A 21955-nucleotide genomic window follows, 5' to 3' on the forward strand; every position below is an offset into this window, starting at 1 on the left:
ACTATCCATGCAAAGAAATGTTACAAAAAAAGTACAAAAAAGTTTTTATTACTTTTTTAACGTATTATATTTTTTGTAAATAAAGTAACCAATACCTGCTACAAGTATATATGGTATGGCCATTAAATAAACAATCCCGTCGTTAATACCCTCGGCTGCAGTTTGTCCTGCTTCGTTTTCTAGTACTGCACGACACATAGCACATTGTGCATTGCTTTTTATAAAAAAGAGCGTTGAAATAAGTGTGGATATTATTACTTTATATTTCATGTTATTAAGCATAATAAGGTGATATCATAATATAAACTACTACACCAGTAATAGCTACATATAGCCATAATGGAAATGTAATTTTAGCAATTTTTTTATGCTTTTCTATATTATTTGTTATAGCCTTAACATAAGTAATTAACACAAAAGGAATAACAGCTACAGACAATATAATATGTGTTATTAAAATAAAGTAATACAAATATTTAGCAAAGCCTTCACCTCCATATACTGTAGAATTACTTGTCATATGGTAAGCAATATACATTAATAAAAATAAGACCGATAGTATTATTGCAAACTTCATTAGCTTTTCGTGCAGTTTTACTTTTTTACTTTGAATGGCTATAAAAGCCAATACTAAAACAAAAGCAGTTACTGCGTTTACACCTGCGTATATTGGAGGCAAAAACACAGGTAATTCTGCATCAATTTTAATTCCAAAAAGTGCTGCAACAGCTACTGGAATTACTACAGATAGTATAATTATAAGTTTATTATACTTTTTATCGTTTAAGGTGTTTTGTGTATTATTCATTAAGTAATTTTTTAATGTCTTCTTTTAGGGCACTAATTTCTTCTAACTTACCGTCTTCGTCTGTTTTTTCAGATTCTGAGGTTATACCATTATAATAAATTATTGGGTTTCCGTTTACCTCTCTACATCTTATAAATCCATTTTTATCGATTAAGGCAAAATTCCCTGAATGTTCAAAACCACCTTCTACACTTGGGTTTGCTGCAGCATAAATATAAAACCCCTCGTTAGATAGTTTGTAAATTTCTTCTTTATTACCTGTTAGCAAATTCCAGTTTGGGTTTGTTATTCCGTAAAGTTCGGCATAAGATTTTAAAATTTCTGGTGTATCGTAATCTGGGTTAATGGTAAATGATGCGACTCCAAAATCTTCAAAATCTTTAAACTCGTTTTGAATTTGTATAAGGTTTCTATTCATTCTAGGGCATATGGTTGGGCAAGTTGTAAAAAAGAACTCTATGACATACACTTTACCCTCGTAGTCCTTATTGGTTATTGTTTTTCCATATTGGTTGGTGAATGAAAAATGGGGTACTTTTCGGTTTACTCCGTTGTTAGATATAAATACTAAATCGGACTTTTTGTTTTCTTTCTTTTTTTTCTGATTGCTTCTACTTTCTTGTCTTGATATATCGTTATTTGATATTCTATCTACTATTCTTGGAATAAAAATAATTCCAAAAACAAGAATAATAAAGGCAATGCCTATGTATGAATAGTTTGTTTTGTTACTCATTTGTTTCAGATTTTAAATCGCTTGCCCTTCGTGTATCAGAATTAAATTCGCCTTTTCGTTTTTGCCTGTATTCTGTAAATAAAACACGTAAATCGTCGCTCATTTTGTTTTTAATTTCTGCTACTTCTATACAGTTATAGGCTTGCAAACCGTAAATAGGTTTGTTTTTTTCTAGCTCTTTATCTGTTCTATCGTCTAGTCTGCCTCTTTGGTTTAGGTCTTTATCTATAATAAATACTTGGTTTGTAGCTAGATTAGACGATAATTCACTTTTCGATTTTAAACTAAAAAACACTCGTTTTATATCACTTGGTTCTCCAAAAACAAAATGCCAAAATCTTAAATCTTGATACGAGCTTATTTCTGCTTTAAGGTTTTTAACCGCTTCTTCGGTGCCTTTTGGCATAAGTATTACGATTTGAAATTTTTTAAAGCCTTTAAATTTATCGTAAACCAGTTCTTTTAGGTTTAAAGCTATAGTGCTACTTTCTGTTGGGTTATTACCAAAAAAACCTAAAACTGTTATATTATCTTTTAATAGAATTTTATTTTCTGTATTTGATGCAAAATTATCTAGATCTGAAACCGATTCGTTTACAATATCTAATGGCGAATAATTATGTGTTGCTGGATATAAAAACAATAAAAATGTAACAGGAAGAAAGAATAAAATCCCTAAAACTACATACCTACTTACCTTTTTGTAATTCATTTAATACGAGTGTTTTTATTGCTTATAATTATTTTGCAAAAATAAAAAAAGCGCATTTAATAACCGCTGTAATTTTATTATTTAACTATCTATAATACAATTTGTGCTGGTTATTTAATGGTTTAAAAAACTAAACTTAGCGGTAGTTTACTGGTGTATATTTTTTAATTGACTTTGGCTGGAATATGCGTTAGGGATTGAGGCTTTGTTGAAGCTCTTTTTGTGTTGTTGCACCTATGCAACACAAAAAAGCGACTGCCGAAAGCCCGACCCTTGGGTAACGCCATAATTTATTTTAAACAAAAAAAATCCTGCTATAAATAGCAGGATTTTTAATTTTTATTTCTATTTTTTTAAAAATCTCTTTTTATGTATCCGTTATCATAAACATTAAATACGTAACCTCCTTCTTGTAATAAAATGAATATTAGGTAAAGGATTAGAAAAATTGTAGTCCATACTACGGCGCGTCTTAATCCGCTTGTTTCGTCACGCATGTGCATGAAATCCCAAGTAATGTAATAGGCTTTTACTATGGTTAATATAATGAAAATCCAGTTTAATAGTTTCATTCCTAAAAAATAACCCATTAGCGATTCTGGTTTAAAAATACCTAATACAACCTCTATTATTGTTACTATGGTTAGGAAAATTAAAACACCCCAAATTTTTTGAGTATTAGACTTAAATTTTAAAAGCCCTCTAAATATTTCTAATTTATGTTCGTGTGCCATTTTTTTGTTTTTTAAAAGATTTCTGTCCTTACAGAATTTAAAAAATTATTTATTAAACCAGGTAAAAGAATGTAAATACAAATACCCAAACTAAATCTACAAAGTGCCAGTAAAGACCAACTTTTTCTACCATTTCGTAGCTTCCTCGTCTTTCGTATGTTCCTAATACCACATTAAAGAAAATGATAATATTTATGACCACACCAGAGAATACGTGAAACCCGTGAAACCCTGTTATAAAGAAGAAGAAATCTGCAAATAACGGAGAGCCGTATTCGTTTACATGAAGGTTAGCACCCTCTACGTATAGCTTTCCATTTTTCATCACTTGGTTTATAGACTCTTCTCTAGATAAAACTGTTTTTTCGCCATGCTCGTTTATAATTTGAGTACGTACTAATACATCTTTATTAGCTTGTAAGCCATGAATAACCTCATCCATAGTGTAAGCTGGTAAGGCGTTTTCGCTAACAAACCATAGTCCATTTTTTCTTTCGTGCTGTGTTCTGTCTTGATGCGCTGCATTTACAGCAAAATCTCTAACTGCAACACGCTTAAAAACTTGTTTTCCGTCTTTTTCAACGTAGTGTCCAAACTGTAAAATGTTACCTCCTTTTGTTTGTATTGCGCCATAATCGCCTTTTATAAATGTACCCCATTCCCATGCTTGAGATCCTACAAATATTAAACCACCTATAATGGTTAAAAACATGTAAATGGTTACTTTGGCTTTATTCATATGGTGCCCAGCATCTACCGCTAATACCATAGTTACCGACGACATGATTAATACAAACGTCATAAAAGCCACATAATACATTGGCGCATCTACACCGTGTAAAAACGGAAAGTGCGTAAACACTTCGTCTGCAATTGGCCATGCATCAATAAATTTAAATCTTGAAAATCCGTAGGCTGCTAAAAACCCAGAGAATGTTAAAGCATCCGATACGATGAAAAACCACATCATCATTTTACCGTAACTTGCTTTAAGTGGTTGGTTTCCACCTTCCCAAGTTTTGCCTTCTGCTACTGCTGTACTCATATATAATGGTTGTTATTTATAAAGTTGGACAAAAATAATCATTTTATTCATCTAATAAAACATACCGCTTAAAAATTAAGCTTCTAATTTAAAACTATGCAAAAAATAGTTTGGGCGTTCCCTTCGCTATAGAGTTTTAAGGTTTTAACAAGCATTTAATAATTGCTCGGGGCGGGCTTTTGGCAGTCGCTTCCTACTACGTCGGCGAGCTTCAACAATGCCTCAATCCCTAACGCAAATTTCTGCCAAAACCATTATAAAACAGCTATTTAAAACTTTATCTACCTAACAAAGTACAAAAACAAAAATAGGTAAACCCATAAAATATCTATAAAATGCCAAAATGTTGCAGCCAATTCAAACCCCAACATATTACTTGCTGTATACTTTTGTTTAAAATGATTATAAATTACAACCAACAAGCAAATTAAACCAACTACCACATGTAATATATGCACTATTGCAATTAAATAAATATAACTCATGGTTACATTACTTGTGGGCCCTGTAAAATTATATCCTAAATCTATTATTTGCTGAAAACCTACAAACTGATTGTAAATAAAAACAATACCCAATACTAGTGTTGCCACTAACCAAAGCATAGCAGCTTTATGGTTGCTACTTTTTAAACTTCGCTTTGCTAAAATAATTGTTATACTACTTATTATTATTACAACTGTACTAATTATAAATGCATTTGGTAATACAAAATCTTTTAGCCAATCTGGCCTAGAACTACTTACAACAAAAGCACTTGTCCACCCTGCAAACGACATTATTAGCGAAACAATTCCAAACCAAAGCATCATTTTTTTTGCTCTGCTATTTTTTTCTTCTTTAGTTCCTTGCGTTAAATCCATAATTTATCCAATAAATTTATCTACAACATAAATAATTTGCACTAGAGTAATGTAAGATACACTTACTAACATTAATTGTTTAGCGGCTTTTTCGGTCATCATTTTAAATAATCGAATAGCATAGTACAGCATCCATAATCCCGAAAGAAAAACAAGAACTGCTGCTACAATTGAGAGTTGTAGTTTTCCTGTAAATCCAAACACAGGAATTACAGATACTATTATAGTCCAAATAGTATACATAATGGTTTGTACGGCAGTACCTTTATCTTGTTTACCTGTAGGCAGCATATAAAAACCACCTTTTTTATAATCTTCAAATAAAAACCAACCAATAGCCCAAAAATGTGGGAATTGCCAAAAAAACTGTAATGCAAATAAGGTTCCTGGCTCGACACCAAAATCGTTAGTTGCCGCCACCCAACCTAGCATAAATGGTATAGCTCCTGGAATAGCTCCAACAAATACAGCTATGGGTGTTTTAGTTTTTAATGGCGTATAAACGCAGGTATATAGAAAAATGGATATCGCGCCAAACATGGCTGTTTGCTTGTTAATGGTATATAAAATAATAATACCTAAAACAGTAAATAAAGTGGCAATAATAAAAGCTGTATTTACAGACATACGCCCTGCTGGAATGGGTCTATCCTTAGTTCTATCCATTAACGCATCTAAATCTTTTTCTATAATTTGATTAAATGCATTCGAGGCTCCAACCATAAAATACCCTCCAAAAGCTAATAAAACTAATGTTTTAAAATTAACAGTATCAACACCCAATAAATATCCTGCTAACGACGAAAACACAACGCTTAATGCTAATCGCATTTTTGTAATTTCTTTAAAATCTGAAATTACTGAATGGGGTTTTATTGAAGGTTTTGATTTACTCAATGTTGTATTTACTTGATGGCTTTATTATTGCGAGTGCAAAGATACTCTATAAAACCCAAATTATACAACCCTTTAATTTTAAATTTAACTTTCTCGATAAGTTTAAAATTGTATTTTTAGTTTGTATTTATTCTTAAATGCCTTGAATTATGAAAATTATCGCAATAATACTTACTTTTTGTTTTATAAATGTAAATAATGCTCAAACCAGAGACATTACAATTAAAACTCGCAAACTTACTGATAATATATTCATGCTAGAAGGGCAAGGTGGAAATATTGGGGTTTCTGTTGGAAACGATGGCGTATTTATGATAGATAGCCAATTTGCCTCATTAACACCTAAAATATTAGCAGCAATAAATACCCTAAGCAATAAACCTATTAAATATTTAGCGAACACACACCATCATGGCGACCATACTGGAGGAAACGAAAACATTACCAAGTTAAACACCGCTATTATTGCCCACAACAATGTTTACAAACGCATTAAAGACAACCAAAACCAAAACGATGCTTATTTACCTATAATTACATTTAACGATAAGTTGAGTTTATATATTAACAATGAGGAAGTTCTTGTTTTCCATGTAAATAATGCCCATACTGATGGTGATGCTATGCTTTACTTTACAAAAAGTAACATTTTACATACTGGCGATACGTTTTTTAATGGGCGTTACCCTTATATAGATTTAAATTCTGGCGGCTCTATTAATGGATATATTCAAGCTGTAAAACGCGCCTTAATTTTAATTGATGATGAAACAATAATTATTCCTGGGCACGGCAACCTATCAAACAAAAAAGAATACGCTACATTTTTAAATATGTTACAAAACATAAAAACAAAAGTTGAAACCGAAATTGCTAATGGAAAAACGGAAGATCAAGTTGCCTTAAACTCAAGCTTAACCAAAACTTATGATGACTTAAATTATGGGTGTTGTTTTATTTCATCAGAAAAAATTAGAAGAACCTTTTATAAAGGATTAAAATAAAAGCATTTTAATTATCAAAATACCAATTAAACAAATCGGTTCTAACTCCTAAATTAAACCAAACTGTATTATTTTTAAACGTACTTGCTGTTGTTGCCTCTGGGTTAAAATTTCTAACCGTAATATCGGTAAATACTTTTAGGTTTGTTGCTGGATTTATTAAATATCCTGCTTGCAAATTCCCATTAAATGTTTTTGTTTTTAAACCTTGGCCAACTTTAACACCTGTATCAAAAGGTCTATCATTGTAATCTCTATAAATATCACCTCCGTAGCTAAAATTATCTGTTTCGTTGTTAAAGTCTAGTCCTCGTGTTCCAAAAATTAATTTAGCATCGGCAAACCAACGTTTGTAACGATAACGCCCAATTACAATTGCTTCGCTAAAATTAGCTCCCCACAAATGTGCCATAGACTGGTTATTATGTGCATAGTTTAACACGATGGTATTATGCGAGTATGTGTATGGTCGTATACGATTATATTCAAATTGTAATAATAAATTATCAACTTTAAAGGCATTATAGTATTTAACTCCTAACTGAAAACCAAACTTATTTTTCCAACTTTTTTCTCCTGCTTTTACATCGCCTAAAGAAAACTCATCTAAAATAAACTGACTATATAAATTTACATTATCGTTCCATTTATATTTTGCCGAAGCGCCTAACAAAGCATTACCTGCTCCTTGCCCAGTTTCAAACTCGATAGCTCTATAAAAAATAATAGGGTTTAAATAATTGACATCGAACCCACGGTTGTTGGAATTGGTCCATAATACCGATTCAAACAAACCAATGTTTAGTTTTTTAGACACATTCCAGCTTAAATAATGATTAGCAATAAACTTGGTTAAAAAGGCTTTATCTTCTTCAACCTCATCTCTAACATCTTTAAGCCACATCCAGGTGTTGGTATATTTAATTTTCCAGAATTTAGTATTTAATTTTAAAAATGGGTACGGACTTGCTGCATCTCCCAATAATAAAGAGCGATAACCATCTCCAATAAAATTTTTACCATGCCCAAATTGAAGGTTAATAAATTTAGCTGGCGCGTAAGATAAATACGCCTCGGCTACCGGATAATCATAAGAATCTGTTTTAAACCGTTTAGCTATACCACGACCAGGAATTATTGCAGGATCTGGCCCAAAAGCCTTTAAACTTTCGGCATATCTGTTTACATAATCTGCAAACCGCCCTTGACTTTCAAATACCGAAGCATAAAAATTTAGTTTACTCCCTAAACCTCCTTGCACTAAAAAACCTCTCGTGTTATTATAAGTAGAACCACCATTTGAGTCTGAGCCTAACTGTAAATCTAAAATAGGATCTACTGTAAACCAATAATCTTTACTTTGAAGCTGTACTAAATATTCATTCCATAGTTTTTTACCTGCCCAAGTTTCTGCTTCTTTTTTTAAGTTTTTTTGCTCTTCATCAAAATCAAAATATTTTGAAACCTCTTCGTAAACAAAAGGTTTTGATGCTGTATGACTGTTTGTTCCAACAAGATTCATTTGCCTATCAAACCTAGCATAATCGCTGTGCGTAAATTGAATATTTAACTGGCTTTTAAAGGCTTTATTTTGAAATGCTTTAAGCTCATCGTTAACAGCATCAAATTCTGTTTTAGCTGCTAATTCTAACTTATTGATTTTTTTTTGAGAAGCTAAATCTTTAGTAACAACAGATTGACTCACTAAAGGTATTTTTATTGGTATAGAATATTGCTTATAGGTATTTTTACCATTATAAATTGCGGGTTGTATTTTTGGGAATTCTGAAAACACACGTTTTGCTTCTTCTTTTAACTCTTTATATAAAGCATCGGTATAAAGTACTCTAAAACGACCTGTCGCATCTACCTCAAAAAGCACAACAACCTCACCACTATAAGCATCTTTAGTTATTTGCTGTGGCACTTTAAAAGTCTTATAAATTCTACTAAATACCTGCTTATCGAAACAAGCTTGCAAAGAATCTATAGCTATACTCTCGCACGATGGAAAAACTGGAGGCTTTTCTTGTAAAAATGTGTTTTGAGAATACAAATTATATTGAACTAAAAATAGAAATAGTACAATGAATTGCTTCATGTTTTTATTACGTATAGAATTAAAGTTGAAAGATACTATAATTTTAATAATGGCCTATTAAAAAACCGCTACCACTTTAGTAATAACGGTTTTAAAGACACTAAATTATAATTTATCTTTATTGTACTTGAAATACAATGGGTAAATTGTAAATAACACCAACATTGGTATCTCTTTGCTTGCCAGGTGTCATTTCTGGTATGAAATTAACAACCCGTATGGCTTCTTCTTCTAATTTTGGGTGTGGCGCTCTCGTTTTTATATTTGTTACTCGGCCAGTTTTATCAATAGTAAATTGCACATCTATTTTTTGTTTTCCAGTTAAACCATAATTTGCAGCAATATCGCTACCATCAAACTTACGTTGTATAAGTTTCGTGATTTTTTGCGACATGCATTTTTTTCTTTCACTATTATCCTTAGCGTTTTCGCAACCAGGATAGATAGGAGCGTTTTGAATTGCAAAAAACGGGACGTTTTCTGGATCTTCTGGTTTTTTTTCTAATGTTGGAATTGCATCAGGATTAAAAATAGGAACATCAATTGTTGGCTCTATAAATGTTTCTTTAAAAATTTCTTCTGGAGTATCGTCTGGGACCTCTTCATAACTTAATGGTTGCTTTACTGCTTTTCGTTTTATTGGCTCATTATAAACAGGAGTTTCAGGCTTAATTATTGGCACATTAATATAAGTTATACCAGGTTCTTCAATTAATGTTCCGTAAACCTTAGGTACCGTTTTTTCAAACTTCATTTCCAGCAGTCCAAATGCTGCTAGTAAGCATACAATTAACCCAATTTGAAAATAAAGGGTTGAGTTTTTTTGTAAATTTGCTTCATGCTTTTGCGATTTTTTCACGATTTGCTCATTTTGCCGAATGAGTTCGTGAGCATTGTTTTGATTACTCATAATAATTATAGATTAAAATGTTAATATTATGATAAAGTCACAATAAGCATACCAAAAAAAATCCCGTTATTCTTTATAACGGGATTTTATATTAAACAAAAAACCTCGAAGCTAACTTCGAGGTTTTTATTTATATTAAGATAAAATAATATTTTAGTCTTGAACTTGGAAAATTATAGGTAAAGAATATGGAACGTTTACCGGCTTACCACGTTGTTTTCCTGGTTTCATTTTTGGTAATAGACCAATTACTCTTTTCGCTTCTTTTTCTAATCCAGGATGTGGTGCTCTGGCACGAATTCCTGTTACTGTTCCTGTTTTATCGATTTTAAATATCACGTTTATACGTTGTCTTCCTGATAAACCTAAATCACTAGCCAACTCTGTATTAAACTTTTTGTTTACAAACTGAGATATTTTTTTTGACATACAATCTCTTTTTGCTGTGTTGCTACCTTTTTCGCAACCAGGGAAAATTGGCACATTTTCAATTACAGAAAAAGGAACATCAATATCTTCTTCAACCTCTTCTACTTCAACCTCTTCTACCTCCATGATTTCGGTTTCTTGGTCTACCTCTGTAGATTCAATTACTGTTTCTTCAACTTCTTCTTCGTCTTCTACAACCTCAATAACTTCTGGTGCAGCAGGTGGTGGTGGTGGTGGTGGTGGTGTTTGAATTTGTTCTGTGATTGGAATTTCTTCATCATCCAATTCTTCCATATCTAATTGACCTATATCAATATCAGATTTGTCGTAAGTTTTGTAATTAATAGCGTAATTAGTTAAAAATAACATTAACGCTAATCCAATGGCGAAGTAAAGTGAACTGTTACGTCCAACATTTGCTTTGGGATTTTTTTTAAGTTCCATAATTTAATTCGTTTATCAAGATTGCTAAAATAACTATTTATTTATCAAAAAAGCAAGCGTTTAAGAGTTTTTAACGTGCAAACTATTTTTAAACCAAATTAAAGCTGAAGCAATTAAAGCCCCTAGTGTATTGGCTATAGCATCGTAAACATCTAACGCTCTTGAAACTGTCATTGTATCTTGTAATATTTCAATAATTATGCCAAATAGCACAGCTAAGGTAAACGCATAAATTATGGCTTTATGTTTTTTAAAATTAAAAGTAAAATTAAAAGCAAAATACCATAAAATTGCAAAAAGGCTATATGCAAAAAAGTGAAATATTTTATCTGCAAAAGATATATTTACATCGGGCAAATCGTTTAATGTTATTAAACTTACAGCTCCTAATGTTATGGCATACCCTAAAGCAGCTACAAAACAGGTTTTTTTAAGCACCTATAAGTGTTTTATAATCGTTGGCCGACATTAATGTGTCTAACTGAGATAAATCAGAACATTTAACTTTAATCATCCAGCCCCCTTCATAAGGATCGGAATTAACTATTTCTGGTTCGTCTTCTAGACCTTCGTTAAATTCTATAATCTCTCCAGATAATGGCAAAAATAAATCCGAAACGGTTTTTACAGCTTCTACGGTTCCAAAAACCTCATCGGCTTCTAAGGTTTCATCTAAAGTTTCAACTTCTACGTAAACTATATCTCCTAATTCGCTTTGAGCAAAATCGGTTATTCCAATGGTTGCTATATCGCCATCAATTTTTACCCATTCGTGGTCTTTAGTGTATTTTAATTCTGAAGGAATATTCATTTTTATAATTTTAAATAAATTTATTCAACAAATGTATTTATTCAAAATCACTTTTCAAATATTAATTTTGTTAATTGAAGTTTTATTGTAATAAGTTAAAATTTACGTTTTAAAGTCTATTATTAATTTCCAAAATTATATCGTAATGTAAAGCCTGAGCGAATTGTTGTTTGTGGAAATGCTGTTGAAATGGCATAGTCTGAAAATGTATAATCGAAATAAAATATTCCGGTTAGGTTTTTACTAAACGCATAATCGGCCGAGTATTTTAACCCCCAAATGGTTTGCCCAGATGTTATTTGGTTATTCTCTAAATCTAAATATCTAATAATTGTTTTATTATCTCTTACAGATATATCGGCTTTCATATTTAAATCGCTAACAATACGTTTTTTTGGTCCGGCTAATTTTGAACGAATACGTAAATCTTTAATTCTGTATCCTAATCCTATAATATATTCATTGCCCTGAACTTCGGTTAACAAGTTATTATCAAAACTTAAAGATAGCATTCTGTCCTTTTTTATTTCGGCAAGAATTCTAACTGAATTTTTCATTTCAAGATCTACTCTAACTAGAGGGCTAAACAATTCGGTTAAATTTACATTACTAAATAATCTTTCGTTTTTAAAGTTTCCTGATTGATCTTTTCCTGCTTCAGGCTGATTTGGGTCTGAATATGGAATACCTGGCACAGGTGCTTCGTTATCGTCTGGGTTTAAGTTTAAATTTAGGTTGGTATTAAATTGATTGATGGTATAAGACGAGCGATAACCATGGGTTACAGAAAAACGTTTAAAGCGTTTTTTAAACCAATTAAACTTCATGAAACCGGTATATTTTAAATCCCAGTTTGGAATTGGGATGTCTCTAAAAGCACTTGTTTTTACCTTACTAGCATCTTGCCCCGAATAGGCTGCCAAAAAGGCTGGTAATAATACTTTTTGATTGTTTTTACCAAACCCTAACGGGAAGTTGGTTTCTGGGTCTCTTTCGTAAGCTGTTGTTCCGTAAAACTTTTCGGCTAGTCTTTCTGCTATTTTTAATCTGTTAGACCTAAATTCATTAAAGGCTTCAGAATTTACTTCGTCGCTTTTGCTAAAGGCTGTTTTTATTAAAACCGTTGAAATGTTAAAATTACCAAATGTATTAGGTGTTAATGGGTTATAAATTCCATTTTCTACTCTATAATTTTCGGTGAAATTTTCATAGTAAGCTCTATTTCCTACAATATCTATTTTTAAATCTCTTACCGGCTGTAAACTTGCAGAAACATCTAATTGTTTTGTATTCGTTGCTGTGTATTGCTGATTAAACTCATCGAAGGTTGTTAACCAGCCTCGTCGTGCAGCTAAATACCTTACATCGGATTGGCTACCAAATGTAAAGCCTACTGTTGGTTTTAATGTTCCTATAAAACCTGGTGTATTTAAATAACCTGGTAAAAACATACCATTGTTTTCTGAGTAATTAACTTGAATTCGTTTTATACTGGTTAAAATGTCTACGCCTGCATTTAAAAGCTTGGTAACACTTTGGTTTTTGGGTCTTGATGTTTTCTTTTTGCTATCTTCTTTCTTTATTCCTGGAGGTCCTCCTCCTGGTGTTGTTCTGGTTCTGGTTCTTACACGTCTAATTGGTTTTTTAACTAACCCTATGTATTTATAAAAACGTGTCATATCTAACGAAGTATTGATATTATGAACGTTTGAGTTTTGAACTGTATTTCCTAAATCGTAGGTTTGCCCATCAACTTCTAAACTTCCATACAAATCAGAGCCTTTTTGCCATTGGAAACTACCTGTGTATTGGTAAGTAGCATCAATAAAACTAAAGGTTGGTATTTTATTAAGAGGCAATTGGTATGTAACACCTAGGTTTTGTGTTTGTCTATTTGGGTCGCCAACATCTAATAAACCATCCCATACGTCTAAATTTTCATCTTGCTCGCCAGCAATTAAATCGTTATCTTTAAAGTAGTTTCTAACAATATTATTGTTGGCAGCTGTAAAGTTAAATTGTAACGAATTGGTTAAATTGTAGTTTATAGCGTACTGAAAATCGAATGTATAATTTCTTCTGTATAATTCTTCTATACCAATATTACCACTATCTGCAGTTAAATCTATTTCTCTAAATTTTTGTCTGTTATACTGCCTATTAATATCGGTATTTATAGTAAAGCTAGATGGCAATAAATTAAAATTAAAGTCTTTTAAAATTTTCCAGTACTTACCTGTAAAAAGCGAATCTTTATTTTTGAAAGGCTCGATGGTTATTGGGTTAAAGTTATGTGCATAATTAGCACCTACTCGAAGGGTTTTATTTACTGAGTTTTCTATTTCGAAATCTCTGTGCTCTACTTTATTATAGGAGTAATTTAATGTTACGTTTTCAACATCATAAAAACGTGGTTTTTTATCGGTTGTTCTTGTTTTTCTAACACCTATAAAATTTATGCTTTGCCGTTTTGTATAATCTTCAGACTGTTGTTTTATTTTTTCTTTTTCGGCATTACTATTGGCAGCATCTAACCTAGACTCTAAAGTTAAATCTTTATAAAACTGATCGTATTTAGGTGTAATTAGCTCCTCACTTTGTGCGTAATTAAATGGCACTTGAATTCCCCATTTTTTGGGTAATAATTGTCCAACATTAATATTGGTTACTACATCATACTGCTTAACATCTTCTAGGCTACGTTGGCTTGGACCTTGCTCTAAAGAACCAAATCCGGAGGTGCTTTGCCTACCTGTTGCACTAATGTTTGCAAAATCGGCAATGTTGGTATCCATGCTTACAACTGCTGCCCAGCCACCTTCGTTATTTAGATCAGATAGTCTTAATTCGTTAAACCAAACCTCGGCACAAACATCGTTACTTGGTGTGGCATTTTTAACACCTACCATTAAGGTTCTAATATCTCCAAAATTAGGGTTTCCTTTAATTGCAACACGGTGTTGCCCTGAGGTATAACCTACAAAAGTATTACCATCTGCTACTCTTACAATATCGTTTCCTATAACATCATAAAATCTAGCATCGCCTGTTGGTGGAGCTGCATCTGTAAATGCTTCGGCTTTAATTTTTCCTAAAATTTCTACTGGTAAATTTATTTCGTTAGCCGTTGGCCACAAACCTTCTCGTGTTGTAGAGGTTGAAACTTCTAAAGGTATTTCTATTTGGTAATAGTTTTCGGTTAAATCGTTACCCATTCTAATAAAGCCAACCAAATCATTATCGGCTAAATCACCTATACCAGATTCGCCATCTTCTGCATGCATAAACATTCGCATGCGTTTGTATTGGCGCATATCTATATTAATGTTTTTATAAACAGCCTTAGAATCTTCGGTTTCAAGATTACAAACTTTAACGACTAATGATTGCTCATTTTGGCGCACCACCGTATTGTTATTAAACAATTCTTCTGGCTCGATTCCTGGAGGTCTTTGGTAGCTTCCTTCATTTTCAAGCGTCCCAATTACACCAACCGAAAAGCTGGTTTGATCGTCTTCTGGTGTTGGGTCATCTTTATCTAAAGCTTGGGTATAACGTCTCCAATCGCTTCTTACTAAATCTAAGGTTCCAAAACGAAATACGGTTGCTTCTTGAAAATCTTTAAGATATATTCTTGTAAATCTTACCGAACGTAAATCGTTAATACCACCAACGGCTTTAACGTGGCTTCCTTGAACTGGGATTCTAAATTGATACCATCTTACATTACGTGTATCGCCATTTGGAAAGGCTCTTGGTCTGTCTTTAAAATCTCTTAAAAACTCTTTTAGCGGATTTGCATCAGACATATTATCGAAATCTGCTTGAGATTGCGGTAAATTTGCTCTAGTAAGATCTAATTCGTATTCAAAATAACTATCAATCGTGTTCATGGTATTATCACGATTAATATCTTCTACATCGGGCTGTGTATTTGCTGCTCTATCTGTATTTGTAAATGTATCTGGTGTATTACCTTGAACTCCGTTATATTTTTTATAACGTTCAAATATATTCCCTTCGGTATTTAAAAAATAGGCGTAGTTATCTTTTGCTGGATCTTCTTTCCCGTTAAATGGGGCGAATCTTGTATCGTCGGCCGGAGCTTCTTCAGAATCATCGTACCCATCATAACCAACATCTTGATTGTTTCTTTCGTCGCCTGTACTATCAAACGTATAAATTAACGATTGGTTTTGTGGCACAACGGTACCCCAACTTGTTTCTGTTAATAAACTAACATCGCCATCTTTTGGTAAACCATTTTCGTATAATTTTTTGCCATCTTTTATAATATCTTCAGAAATATTTCCTAAGTTAAAAACTAATTTACCTCCGGGGTTTGATGGGTTATCTTGAAAAGGATCTTGCAACCAAAAATCGATATACTCTACATTTTGCTGTTCGAAATCTGTAGATGTTATTTGTCTTGTTATTCCGGCCCAAGAATTTTCTGGGCTTGTAAGTACATCGTTAGCTATATCGATATTATTGGTTTGATAGTTGTATGGCCCACGTTCTTCGGGGTAATATGCTAAATCTAATGTGAAAATTACTGAGTTTTGCCCTTGAACTAAGTCGCGCTCTGGAAATAATTCGTTTATAAATACACGACTAGTGTATAGGCCAGAAACATCTTCGTCTGATATTTCTCCTGGTCGTTGATTGCTATAAAATATCGGGTCGATAGTATACCAGTTTAGTAAAGCTCTATCGTATCCGTTTTGTACACCTGCTTGATCTTCTAGCTCATCAAAATCGCCATCGCCATCAATATCTAAAGGTCTACTGGATAAAAACCAAGATTGTTGTGATTTTAAATCGATACCATTTTGCGAGCCTTCAAAATCATCAATATAAGACGTAGCCTCGCCATTTAAATCGGTTCCTTTAGGTGCTCCTGGCGCTAGATAAGCAAATTCGCCACGAAGCGATAAATTAGATTCTACATCGGTATCTATATTAGGTAATTTATTGGCTAATCTGGTTAAAAATGGCACTTTGGTAGAATAGTTTCCGTTTAAACCAAAAATTGTATTGTTGATGGACTCTGAACCGTAATTTGCTTTTTGAGTTATTGGGCGTTCGTTAAGGTTTAATAAGGTTGCTCCTAAAACAAAATTTTCGTTAAACTTATGCTCGACATTTAAACCTGTAAATCGTCTGGTTTGCTGGCCAAAAACAGCATTATTTTCGGTTGAAACCTGTATTGGTGTGTTTGATGCTTTTAAAGACTCATCTAATATTTGAACGCGGCCTAACTGGTAATTTACCGTATAGTCAATGCCTTCTACTAACACACGCCCACCAGCTGTTACACGAACAGAACCTCTTGGTACATTAAACGCTCCTATTGGAATACCATCGCCTCCTCCAGAAGACTTATAGCGGCCTTTTAATTTAAATTTATTTTTTTCAACCTCTTCTAAAGCTGCTGTTTTTGTGCTTTTATATAGTATATCGTATACATATTTTTTTTGGTCGTCGTTAAACAACGCATTATCTGCATCATCGTAATTATTTCCGCCCCCTAAAACATTGTATAAATATTCACCAAAAGGCTCGGCGCTTGTAAATACAATTTTTCCATTTTGAGGAATAACGGTAATGCCTGGCACAAAATCGAAAAAACCATCACCTCTAGACTGCGGGTCGTTATTAAAGTTTAATTTATCTAGATTAAAAACTCTTAGTAATGGTGAGTTTTCTATAAGATCATCGCTTGGCGTACTTCCTGTTACAGGGTTTCCATTAATATCTAGCTCGAAACTAGCTCCAACTGGAGAAATGAAGTTTAAAGGAGAGGCTTCGTTATAAAAAATATTTAATGTAAAATCGTCTTGACTTAAATTATAAGCTCCTGTGTCATAAATATTTTTCATCATTAAATCCCACACAGGTTGGTTTACATTTGTAATACTACTTTTTAACATTTTTAAAACAAGTGCTGTATTTACTACCGATACAACTTCGTTATCATCATTTAATTCAACATCGGTAGCGTCTAAACCATCATTAGCAAATTCTCCTACTTGGTATACTTTTCCGCCTACTGTATATTGAAATGCTACTGCTAAAACCTCGTCGTTATTTAAACGTTGGTTAAGCGATATGTATCCTAACTCTGTATTTAATGTGTATTCTTGACCATTAATTAATTTTCTTGCGTTTTCAAGCTTAGCATAATCGCCTCCTTCATTTACCTGAGCACTTAATGCTCCAAAACCTTGATCTGCTGTTGAGATATCTCTAATTTGATTATTTAAAACCGATGTGCTTCCTATAGCTGTAGGATCGAAATCATTATTTGCATTATCTGGAAATGCATTGGTTGTATTTATGAAACCTCCTGGTATTGGATCTAACAATAAATTATCGTTATCTGGTTGTGCTGCACTATAAAAAGATTCTCCCAAATCTTGAAGTGCAACAATATTTCTAACATTTTCGGTTCTGTTACTTCTATTAGTAACCCAAGCTTCTAACCTTGTTATTTGTAAACCTTTATTATTAATAAACGGGTAGTTTGCTAAAGCATTATCGTACTCGTCTCTAAAATATTGTGCTAAAAAGAAGTGTCTATTTTCATCATACTCTCTAATAAAAATCTCGAATTCTTCAAGTGTACCACCACCTTGAGCAATTACGGTATTGGCTTGCGATTTTTGTTCTGAAAAAACTCCAGTAACGGTTGTTTTCCCAAATTGTAGTTGTGCTTTTACACCAAATAAACTTTGTGCTCCTGTAATTAAAGAACTATTTAAAGGCATGCTTACATTACCAACTTCTATTTTTTGAATAATATCGTCTTCTGTTGGTGTGTATTCTAATTTTATAAGTTGCTGAAAATCGAAAGTAGACTGCGTATCATAATTAGCATTTACTTGTAATCTTGTACCAACTTTACCTAATAAACTTAAACTAATTCGTTGATCAAAATCAAAAGTAAAATTACTTCTATTTCTTGGTGAAAATGACGGATTGTCTTGTTTTGAAAACAGAACACCCAAATCCATTTCTACAGATCCTTGCGGAATAACTTCGATGGTATTGCTTCCAAAAATGGTTTCAAAAAAATCTGATTTTACATAAAATTCTGGCAATAAATTTTTCCTGTCGTCTTCTGCGCCTTCTTTTTTCCCATCAAAAGCATCAATTTTTTCTTTATAATAACTACGTAAATTTTCTTTAGCAACTAATGCATAATACTCTTTAGGCGTTAAAATAACAGGATAATTTATATTAAAACTACCTATTTTTTCGGTATAAATATATCTATCTGTTATGGGGTCGTAAGTATATTTAGACTCAACACTATTAGGGTTTGGTACTTTAATTTTACCTAAACTAAATCCTGTTTTTGTAGTGTCTTGCGTTGGCTGCTGAGACCAAGCTACAAAAGAAAAACATAGCAAAAATGCTATAAGGGAAATTTGTTTAGTTAAGTAGTATCGTTTACAGTTAGTTTGGTTCAAAATATTATTATAAATTTTTTAAGGCCAGTTTTATAATGGTTTCAACATCTGCTTCAGGTTGCCCTATCATAATCTTATCAACAACACGTTCGGCCTGTTTTTTCACAAAACCAAGCACTTCTAAAGCAGATAACGCTTCATCTTTGTTGGTATTGCCTTTTGAAACAGAAACTTCGTCTATATCGTAAATCTTTAAAATTTTATCTTTTAGATCTAAAATAACACGTTGTGCTGTTTTTGCTCCAATACCTTTTATAGATTGAATTAATGGTACATCGCCACCAGCAATTCCTTCGCGTATTTGTTTTGGTGTTAATGATGACAGCATAGTTCTTGCAATACTAGCGCCAATACCGCTTACAGATATTAATAGCCGGAAAATTTCGCGTTCGGCTAACGATGAAAAACCGTAAAGTGTATGCGAATCTTCTTTAACCTGTAAATGCGTATATAATTTTAAAAACTCGTTATCTGGTATTTGCGAATAAGTATGTAACGATATATTTAGCATATAGCCTACACCATTACAATCTATAACCACATGTGTTGGATTTTTCTCGGTAAGTTTTCCTTGAATATGCGTTATCATGAATTGTTATTCGTTAAACACCCAAATGTAATAAAATTATTCGCATTACTTTTATTACTTGTTTGCATTTTCTAATTCCCATTTTTCTTTATGCTGAGCATCGATAACAGCAATGGCAGTCATATTAACAATTTCGTCTACACTTGCTCCTAATTGAAGAATATGTACTGGTTTTCGCATTCCCAACATTATTGGGCCAATTGAGTCGGCTTCATGTAATTCTTTTAACAACTTATAAGTAATGTTTGCAGAATCTAAATTTGGAAAAATTAATGCGTTTACTTTTTTACCTGCTAATTTTGAAAACGGAAATCGTTCTTGAAGCATGTCGTTATTTAAAGCAAAATCTGTTTGCAACTCGCCATCAACTATCATATCAGGATAGTTTCTGTGTAATAACGATACTGCTTCTCTTACTTTTGAAGCTCTTGCGTTAGTTGAAGAGCCAAAATTAGAATAAGATACCATAGCTAATACAGGGTTTAAACCAAACATTTTAATAACTCTTGATGTCATTTGAGTTATTTTAGCTAGTGTTTTTGCATCGGGGTCTATATTTATGGAAGTGTCGCTTAAAAATAGTGGCCCTCTTTTAGTCATCATAATATTTGTTGTGGCAGCCCTGCTTATACCCGGCATTAAACCTATAAGCTCTAGCATTGGTTTTACAACCGATGGGTAATTTCTAGAATACCCTGATATTAATGCATCGGCATCGCCTTGATTAACCATCATAGCTGCAAAATAATTACGTTCTCGCATTAAACGTTGAGCGGCATAATACGTTACACCACGACGCTTGCGTTGTTCCCAATATACTTTAGCGTATTTATTTTTTCGGTCGTTTTCTTCTTCTGTTTTTGGATCAATAATAGCAATATCTGCATCAAACTCGATCTCCTCCATTAACGTTTCAATGGTTTCCTTTCTTCCTAGCAAAATAGGTATTGCTACACCTTCTTCATAAACAATTTGCGCTGCTTTTAACACATCTAGCTGATCTGCCTCTGCAAAAACAACACGTTTTGGGTTTAACTTAGCTCGATTTAACAACAACCTAACCAACTTATTATCAGACCCTAAACGTTCAAGCAGCGTATCTTCATACTTAGCCCAATCTGTTATAGGGTGTTTGGCTACTCCGCTTTCCATAGCTGCTTTTGCTACTGCTGGTGGTACTTCGGCTATTAAACGCGGATCAAAAGGTTTTGGAATAATATAATTTTTACCAAAAGTTAACCGTGTTTCACCGTAAGCAATATTTACTTGTTCTGGAACTGGCTCTTTTGCTAACCTTGCTAAAGATTTTACGGCTGCCATTTTCATGGCTTCATTTATTTTTGTGGCTCTAACATCTAGTGCACCTCTAAAAATAAAAGGAAACCCTAATACATTGTTTACTTGGTTAGGATGATCTGAACGGCCGGTAGCCATAATTATATCTTTGCGCGTAGCTATAGCCAAATCGTATTTAATTTCTGGGTCTGGATTTGCCATTGCAAAAACAATTGGGTTTTGAGCCATTGCTAAAAGCATATCTGGAGTAACAAGATCGGCCATAGATAACCCTATAAACACATCGGCATCTTTCATAGCTTCCTCAAGCGTATCTATTTTTCTATGCGTAGCAAACTCGGCTTTTTCAGGACTTAGATTATCTCTATCGTTTCTTATAACACCTTTACTGTCTAGCATTACCATATTTTCGCGTTTGGCACCACAGGCTTGGTATAAACGCGAACAAGAAATAGCAGCTGCACCAGCGCCACTAATTACAATTTTAACGTCTTCTATTTTCTTTTTAGCTAATTCTACAGCATTTATTAATGCTGCAGCCGAGATAATTGCGGTACCATGTTGGTCGTCATGCATTACTGGTATATCCAGTTCTTCTTTTAAACGTCTTTCTATTTCGAAAGCCTCGGGTGCTTTAATATCTTCAAGATTGATACCTCCAAACGTAGGAGCTATTTTTTTAACGGTTTGAATAAATTCTTCAATATTTTCTGTATCTACCTCAATATCAAAAACATCAATATCTGCAAAAATTTTAAACAATAAGCCTTTTCCTTCCATTACAGGCTTTGATGCTTCTGGACCTATATTACCCAATCCTAAAACCGCTGTTCCGTTAGATATTACTGCTACCAAATTTCCTTTAGAGGTATAACGGTAAGCGTTTTCTTTATCTTTTTCGATTTCTAAACAAGGGGCTGCCACTCCTGGAGAATAGGCTAACGACAAATCGCGTTGTGTTGCATACTTTTTGGTTGGAACCACTTTAATTTTACCTGGAGTTGGTTTAGCGTGGTATATAAGGGCCTCTCTTCGTTTGCTTTCTTCGCTCATAACTATGGTTAATTAAGTGAGCAAAGATAGTAATCCTATTGATTGAAA

The 21955-nt window shown here is 33.0% G+C and carries 17 protein-coding genes; 1 reads left to right on the top strand and 16 read right to left on the bottom strand.

Annotated features, from left to right (window positions below):
- Window positions 1-48 precede the first annotated feature (48 nt).
- From ACNG5D_RS14440 to cyoE, 8 genes are all read right to left on the bottom strand, one after another.
- Window positions 49-270 carry a hypothetical protein gene (locus ACNG5D_RS14440; RefSeq protein WP_418184238.1) on the bottom strand — a complete coding sequence of 74 codons (222 nt, stop codon included), beginning with the start codon at window positions 268-270 and terminating at the stop codon, window positions 49-51.
- 4 nt (window positions 271-274) lie between these two features.
- A complete protein-coding gene (locus tag ACNG5D_RS14445; protein WP_418184239.1) occupies window positions 275-808 on the bottom strand; it encodes a DUF420 domain-containing protein in 534 nt (177 codons plus the stop codon).
- Window positions 801-1544, bottom strand: a complete 744-nt coding sequence (locus ACNG5D_RS14450) for an SCO family protein (RefSeq protein ID WP_418184240.1) — start codon at window positions 1542-1544, stop codon at window positions 801-803. Before ACNG5D_RS14450 ends, ACNG5D_RS14445 begins: the two co-directional genes overlap by 8 nt.
- The gene (locus ACNG5D_RS14455; RefSeq protein WP_418184241.1) at window positions 1537-2256 is read right to left on the bottom strand and encodes a hypothetical protein; all 720 of its coding nucleotides are present in this window, start codon (window positions 2254-2256) and stop codon (window positions 1537-1539) included. Before ACNG5D_RS14455 ends, ACNG5D_RS14450 begins: the two co-directional genes overlap by 8 nt.
- A 353-nt stretch (window positions 2257-2609) precedes the next feature.
- On the bottom strand, window positions 2610-2990 hold the full coding sequence (locus tag ACNG5D_RS14460; RefSeq protein WP_418184242.1) for a cytochrome C oxidase subunit IV family protein: 381 nt from the start codon (window positions 2988-2990) through the stop codon (window positions 2610-2612).
- Between the two features lie 52 nt (window positions 2991-3042).
- Window positions 3043-4035, bottom strand: a complete 993-nt coding sequence (locus ACNG5D_RS14465; protein ID WP_418184243.1) for a cytochrome c oxidase subunit 3 — start codon at window positions 4033-4035, stop codon at window positions 3043-3045.
- Between the two features lie 281 nt (window positions 4036-4316).
- Window positions 4317-4898, bottom strand: coding sequence for a cytochrome c oxidase subunit 3 (locus ACNG5D_RS14470; protein WP_418184244.1), 582 nt, complete (start codon window positions 4896-4898; stop codon window positions 4317-4319).
- Window positions 4899-4901: 3 nt separating this feature from the next.
- Window positions 4902-5795 (bottom strand): heme o synthase, encoded by an 894-nt coding sequence (gene cyoE, locus ACNG5D_RS14475; protein ID WP_418184245.1) that lies wholly within the window; start codon window positions 5793-5795, stop codon window positions 4902-4904.
- Window positions 5796-5944: 149 nt separating this feature from the next.
- On the opposite strand from cyoE, the gene ACNG5D_RS14480 reads away from it, so the two are divergent.
- Window positions 5945-6799, top strand: a complete 855-nt coding sequence (locus ACNG5D_RS14480) for an MBL fold metallo-hydrolase (protein WP_418184246.1) — start codon at window positions 5945-5947, stop codon at window positions 6797-6799.
- A gap of 7 nt (window positions 6800-6806) precedes the next feature.
- On the opposite strand, the gene ACNG5D_RS14485 is transcribed toward ACNG5D_RS14480, so the two are convergent.
- The 8 genes from ACNG5D_RS14485 to ACNG5D_RS14520 form a co-directional block, all read right to left on the bottom strand.
- Window positions 6807-8900 carry a gliding motility protein RemB gene (locus ACNG5D_RS14485; RefSeq protein WP_418184247.1) on the bottom strand — a complete coding sequence of 698 codons (2094 nt, stop codon included), beginning with the start codon at window positions 8898-8900 and terminating at the stop codon, window positions 6807-6809.
- Window positions 8901-9018: 118 nt separating this feature from the next.
- A complete protein-coding gene (locus ACNG5D_RS14490) occupies window positions 9019-9810 on the bottom strand; it encodes an energy transducer TonB (RefSeq protein WP_418184248.1) in 792 nt (263 codons plus the stop codon).
- Between the two features lie 153 nt (window positions 9811-9963).
- Complete coding sequence (locus ACNG5D_RS14495; protein WP_418184249.1) at window positions 9964-10683, bottom strand: energy transducer TonB; 720 nt, start codon at window positions 10681-10683, stop codon at window positions 9964-9966.
- 60 nt (window positions 10684-10743) lie between these two features.
- Window positions 10744-11121, bottom strand: a complete 378-nt coding sequence (locus tag ACNG5D_RS14500; RefSeq protein WP_418184250.1) for a VanZ family protein — start codon at window positions 11119-11121, stop codon at window positions 10744-10746.
- Window positions 11114-11494, bottom strand: coding sequence for a glycine cleavage system protein GcvH (gene gcvH / locus ACNG5D_RS14505; RefSeq protein ID WP_418184251.1), 381 nt, complete (start codon window positions 11492-11494; stop codon window positions 11114-11116). Before gcvH ends, ACNG5D_RS14500 begins: the two co-directional genes overlap by 8 nt.
- Window positions 11495-11616: 122 nt before the next feature.
- Window positions 11617-18969, bottom strand: a complete 7353-nt coding sequence (gene sov / locus ACNG5D_RS14510) for a T9SS outer membrane translocon Sov/SprA (protein WP_418184252.1) — start codon at window positions 18967-18969, stop codon at window positions 11617-11619.
- A 7-nt stretch (window positions 18970-18976) separates the two neighbouring features.
- Window positions 18977-19558 (bottom strand): Holliday junction branch migration protein RuvA, encoded by a 582-nt coding sequence (ruvA, locus tag ACNG5D_RS14515; RefSeq protein WP_418184253.1) that lies wholly within the window; start codon window positions 19556-19558, stop codon window positions 18977-18979.
- 54 nt (window positions 19559-19612) lie between these two features.
- Window positions 19613-21907: an NADP-dependent malic enzyme gene (locus tag ACNG5D_RS14520; RefSeq protein ID WP_418184254.1), complete on the bottom strand. Its 2295-nt coding sequence runs from the start codon at window positions 21905-21907 to the stop codon at window positions 19613-19615.
- Window positions 21908-21955 lie beyond the last annotated feature (48 nt).

Source organism: Algibacter ulvanivorans (assembly GCF_048381495.1).
Lineage (GTDB): Bacteria > Bacteroidota > Bacteroidia > Flavobacteriales > Flavobacteriaceae > Algibacter_B > Algibacter_B ulvanivorans.

What these genes read in the sequence shown, in the direction of transcription:
- ACNG5D_RS14440 (WP_418184238.1), bottom strand. Translation starts at nt 270, where the DNA reads ATGAAATATAAAGTAATAATATCCACACTTATTTCAACGCTCTTTTTT.
- ACNG5D_RS14445 (WP_418184239.1), bottom strand. Translation starts at nt 808, where the DNA reads ATGAATAATACACAAAACACCTTAAACGATAAAAAGTATAATAAACTT.
- ACNG5D_RS14450 (WP_418184240.1), bottom strand. Translation starts at nt 1,544, where the DNA reads ATGAGTAACAAAACAAACTATTCATACATAGGCATTGCCTTTATTATT.
- ACNG5D_RS14455 (WP_418184241.1), bottom strand. Translation starts at nt 2,256, where the DNA reads ATGAATTACAAAAAGGTAAGTAGGTATGTAGTTTTAGGGATTTTATTC.
- ACNG5D_RS14460 (WP_418184242.1), bottom strand. Translation starts at nt 2,990, where the DNA reads ATGGCACACGAACATAAATTAGAAATATTTAGAGGGCTTTTAAAATTT.
- ACNG5D_RS14465 (WP_418184243.1), bottom strand. Translation starts at nt 4,035, where the DNA reads ATGAGTACAGCAGTAGCAGAAGGCAAAACTTGGGAAGGTGGAAACCAA.
- ACNG5D_RS14470 (WP_418184244.1), bottom strand. Translation starts at nt 4,898, where the DNA reads ATGGATTTAACGCAAGGAACTAAAGAAGAAAAAAATAGCAGAGCAAAA.
- ACNG5D_RS14480 (WP_418184246.1), top strand. Translation starts at nt 5,945, where the DNA reads ATGAAAATTATCGCAATAATACTTACTTTTTGTTTTATAAATGTAAAT.
- ACNG5D_RS14485 (WP_418184247.1), bottom strand. Translation starts at nt 8,900, where the DNA reads ATGAAGCAATTCATTGTACTATTTCTATTTTTAGTTCAATATAATTTG.
- ACNG5D_RS14490 (WP_418184248.1), bottom strand. Translation starts at nt 9,810, where the DNA reads ATGAGTAATCAAAACAATGCTCACGAACTCATTCGGCAAAATGAGCAA.
- ACNG5D_RS14495 (WP_418184249.1), bottom strand. Translation starts at nt 10,683, where the DNA reads ATGGAACTTAAAAAAAATCCCAAAGCAAATGTTGGACGTAACAGTTCA.
- gcvH (WP_418184251.1), bottom strand. Translation starts at nt 11,494, where the DNA reads ATGAATATTCCTTCAGAATTAAAATACACTAAAGACCACGAATGGGTA.
- ruvA (WP_418184253.1), bottom strand. Translation starts at nt 19,558, where the DNA reads ATGATAACGCATATTCAAGGAAAACTTACCGAGAAAAATCCAACACAT.
- ACNG5D_RS14520 (WP_418184254.1), bottom strand. Translation starts at nt 21,907, where the DNA reads ATGAGCGAAGAAAGCAAACGAAGAGAGGCCCTTATATACCACGCTAAA.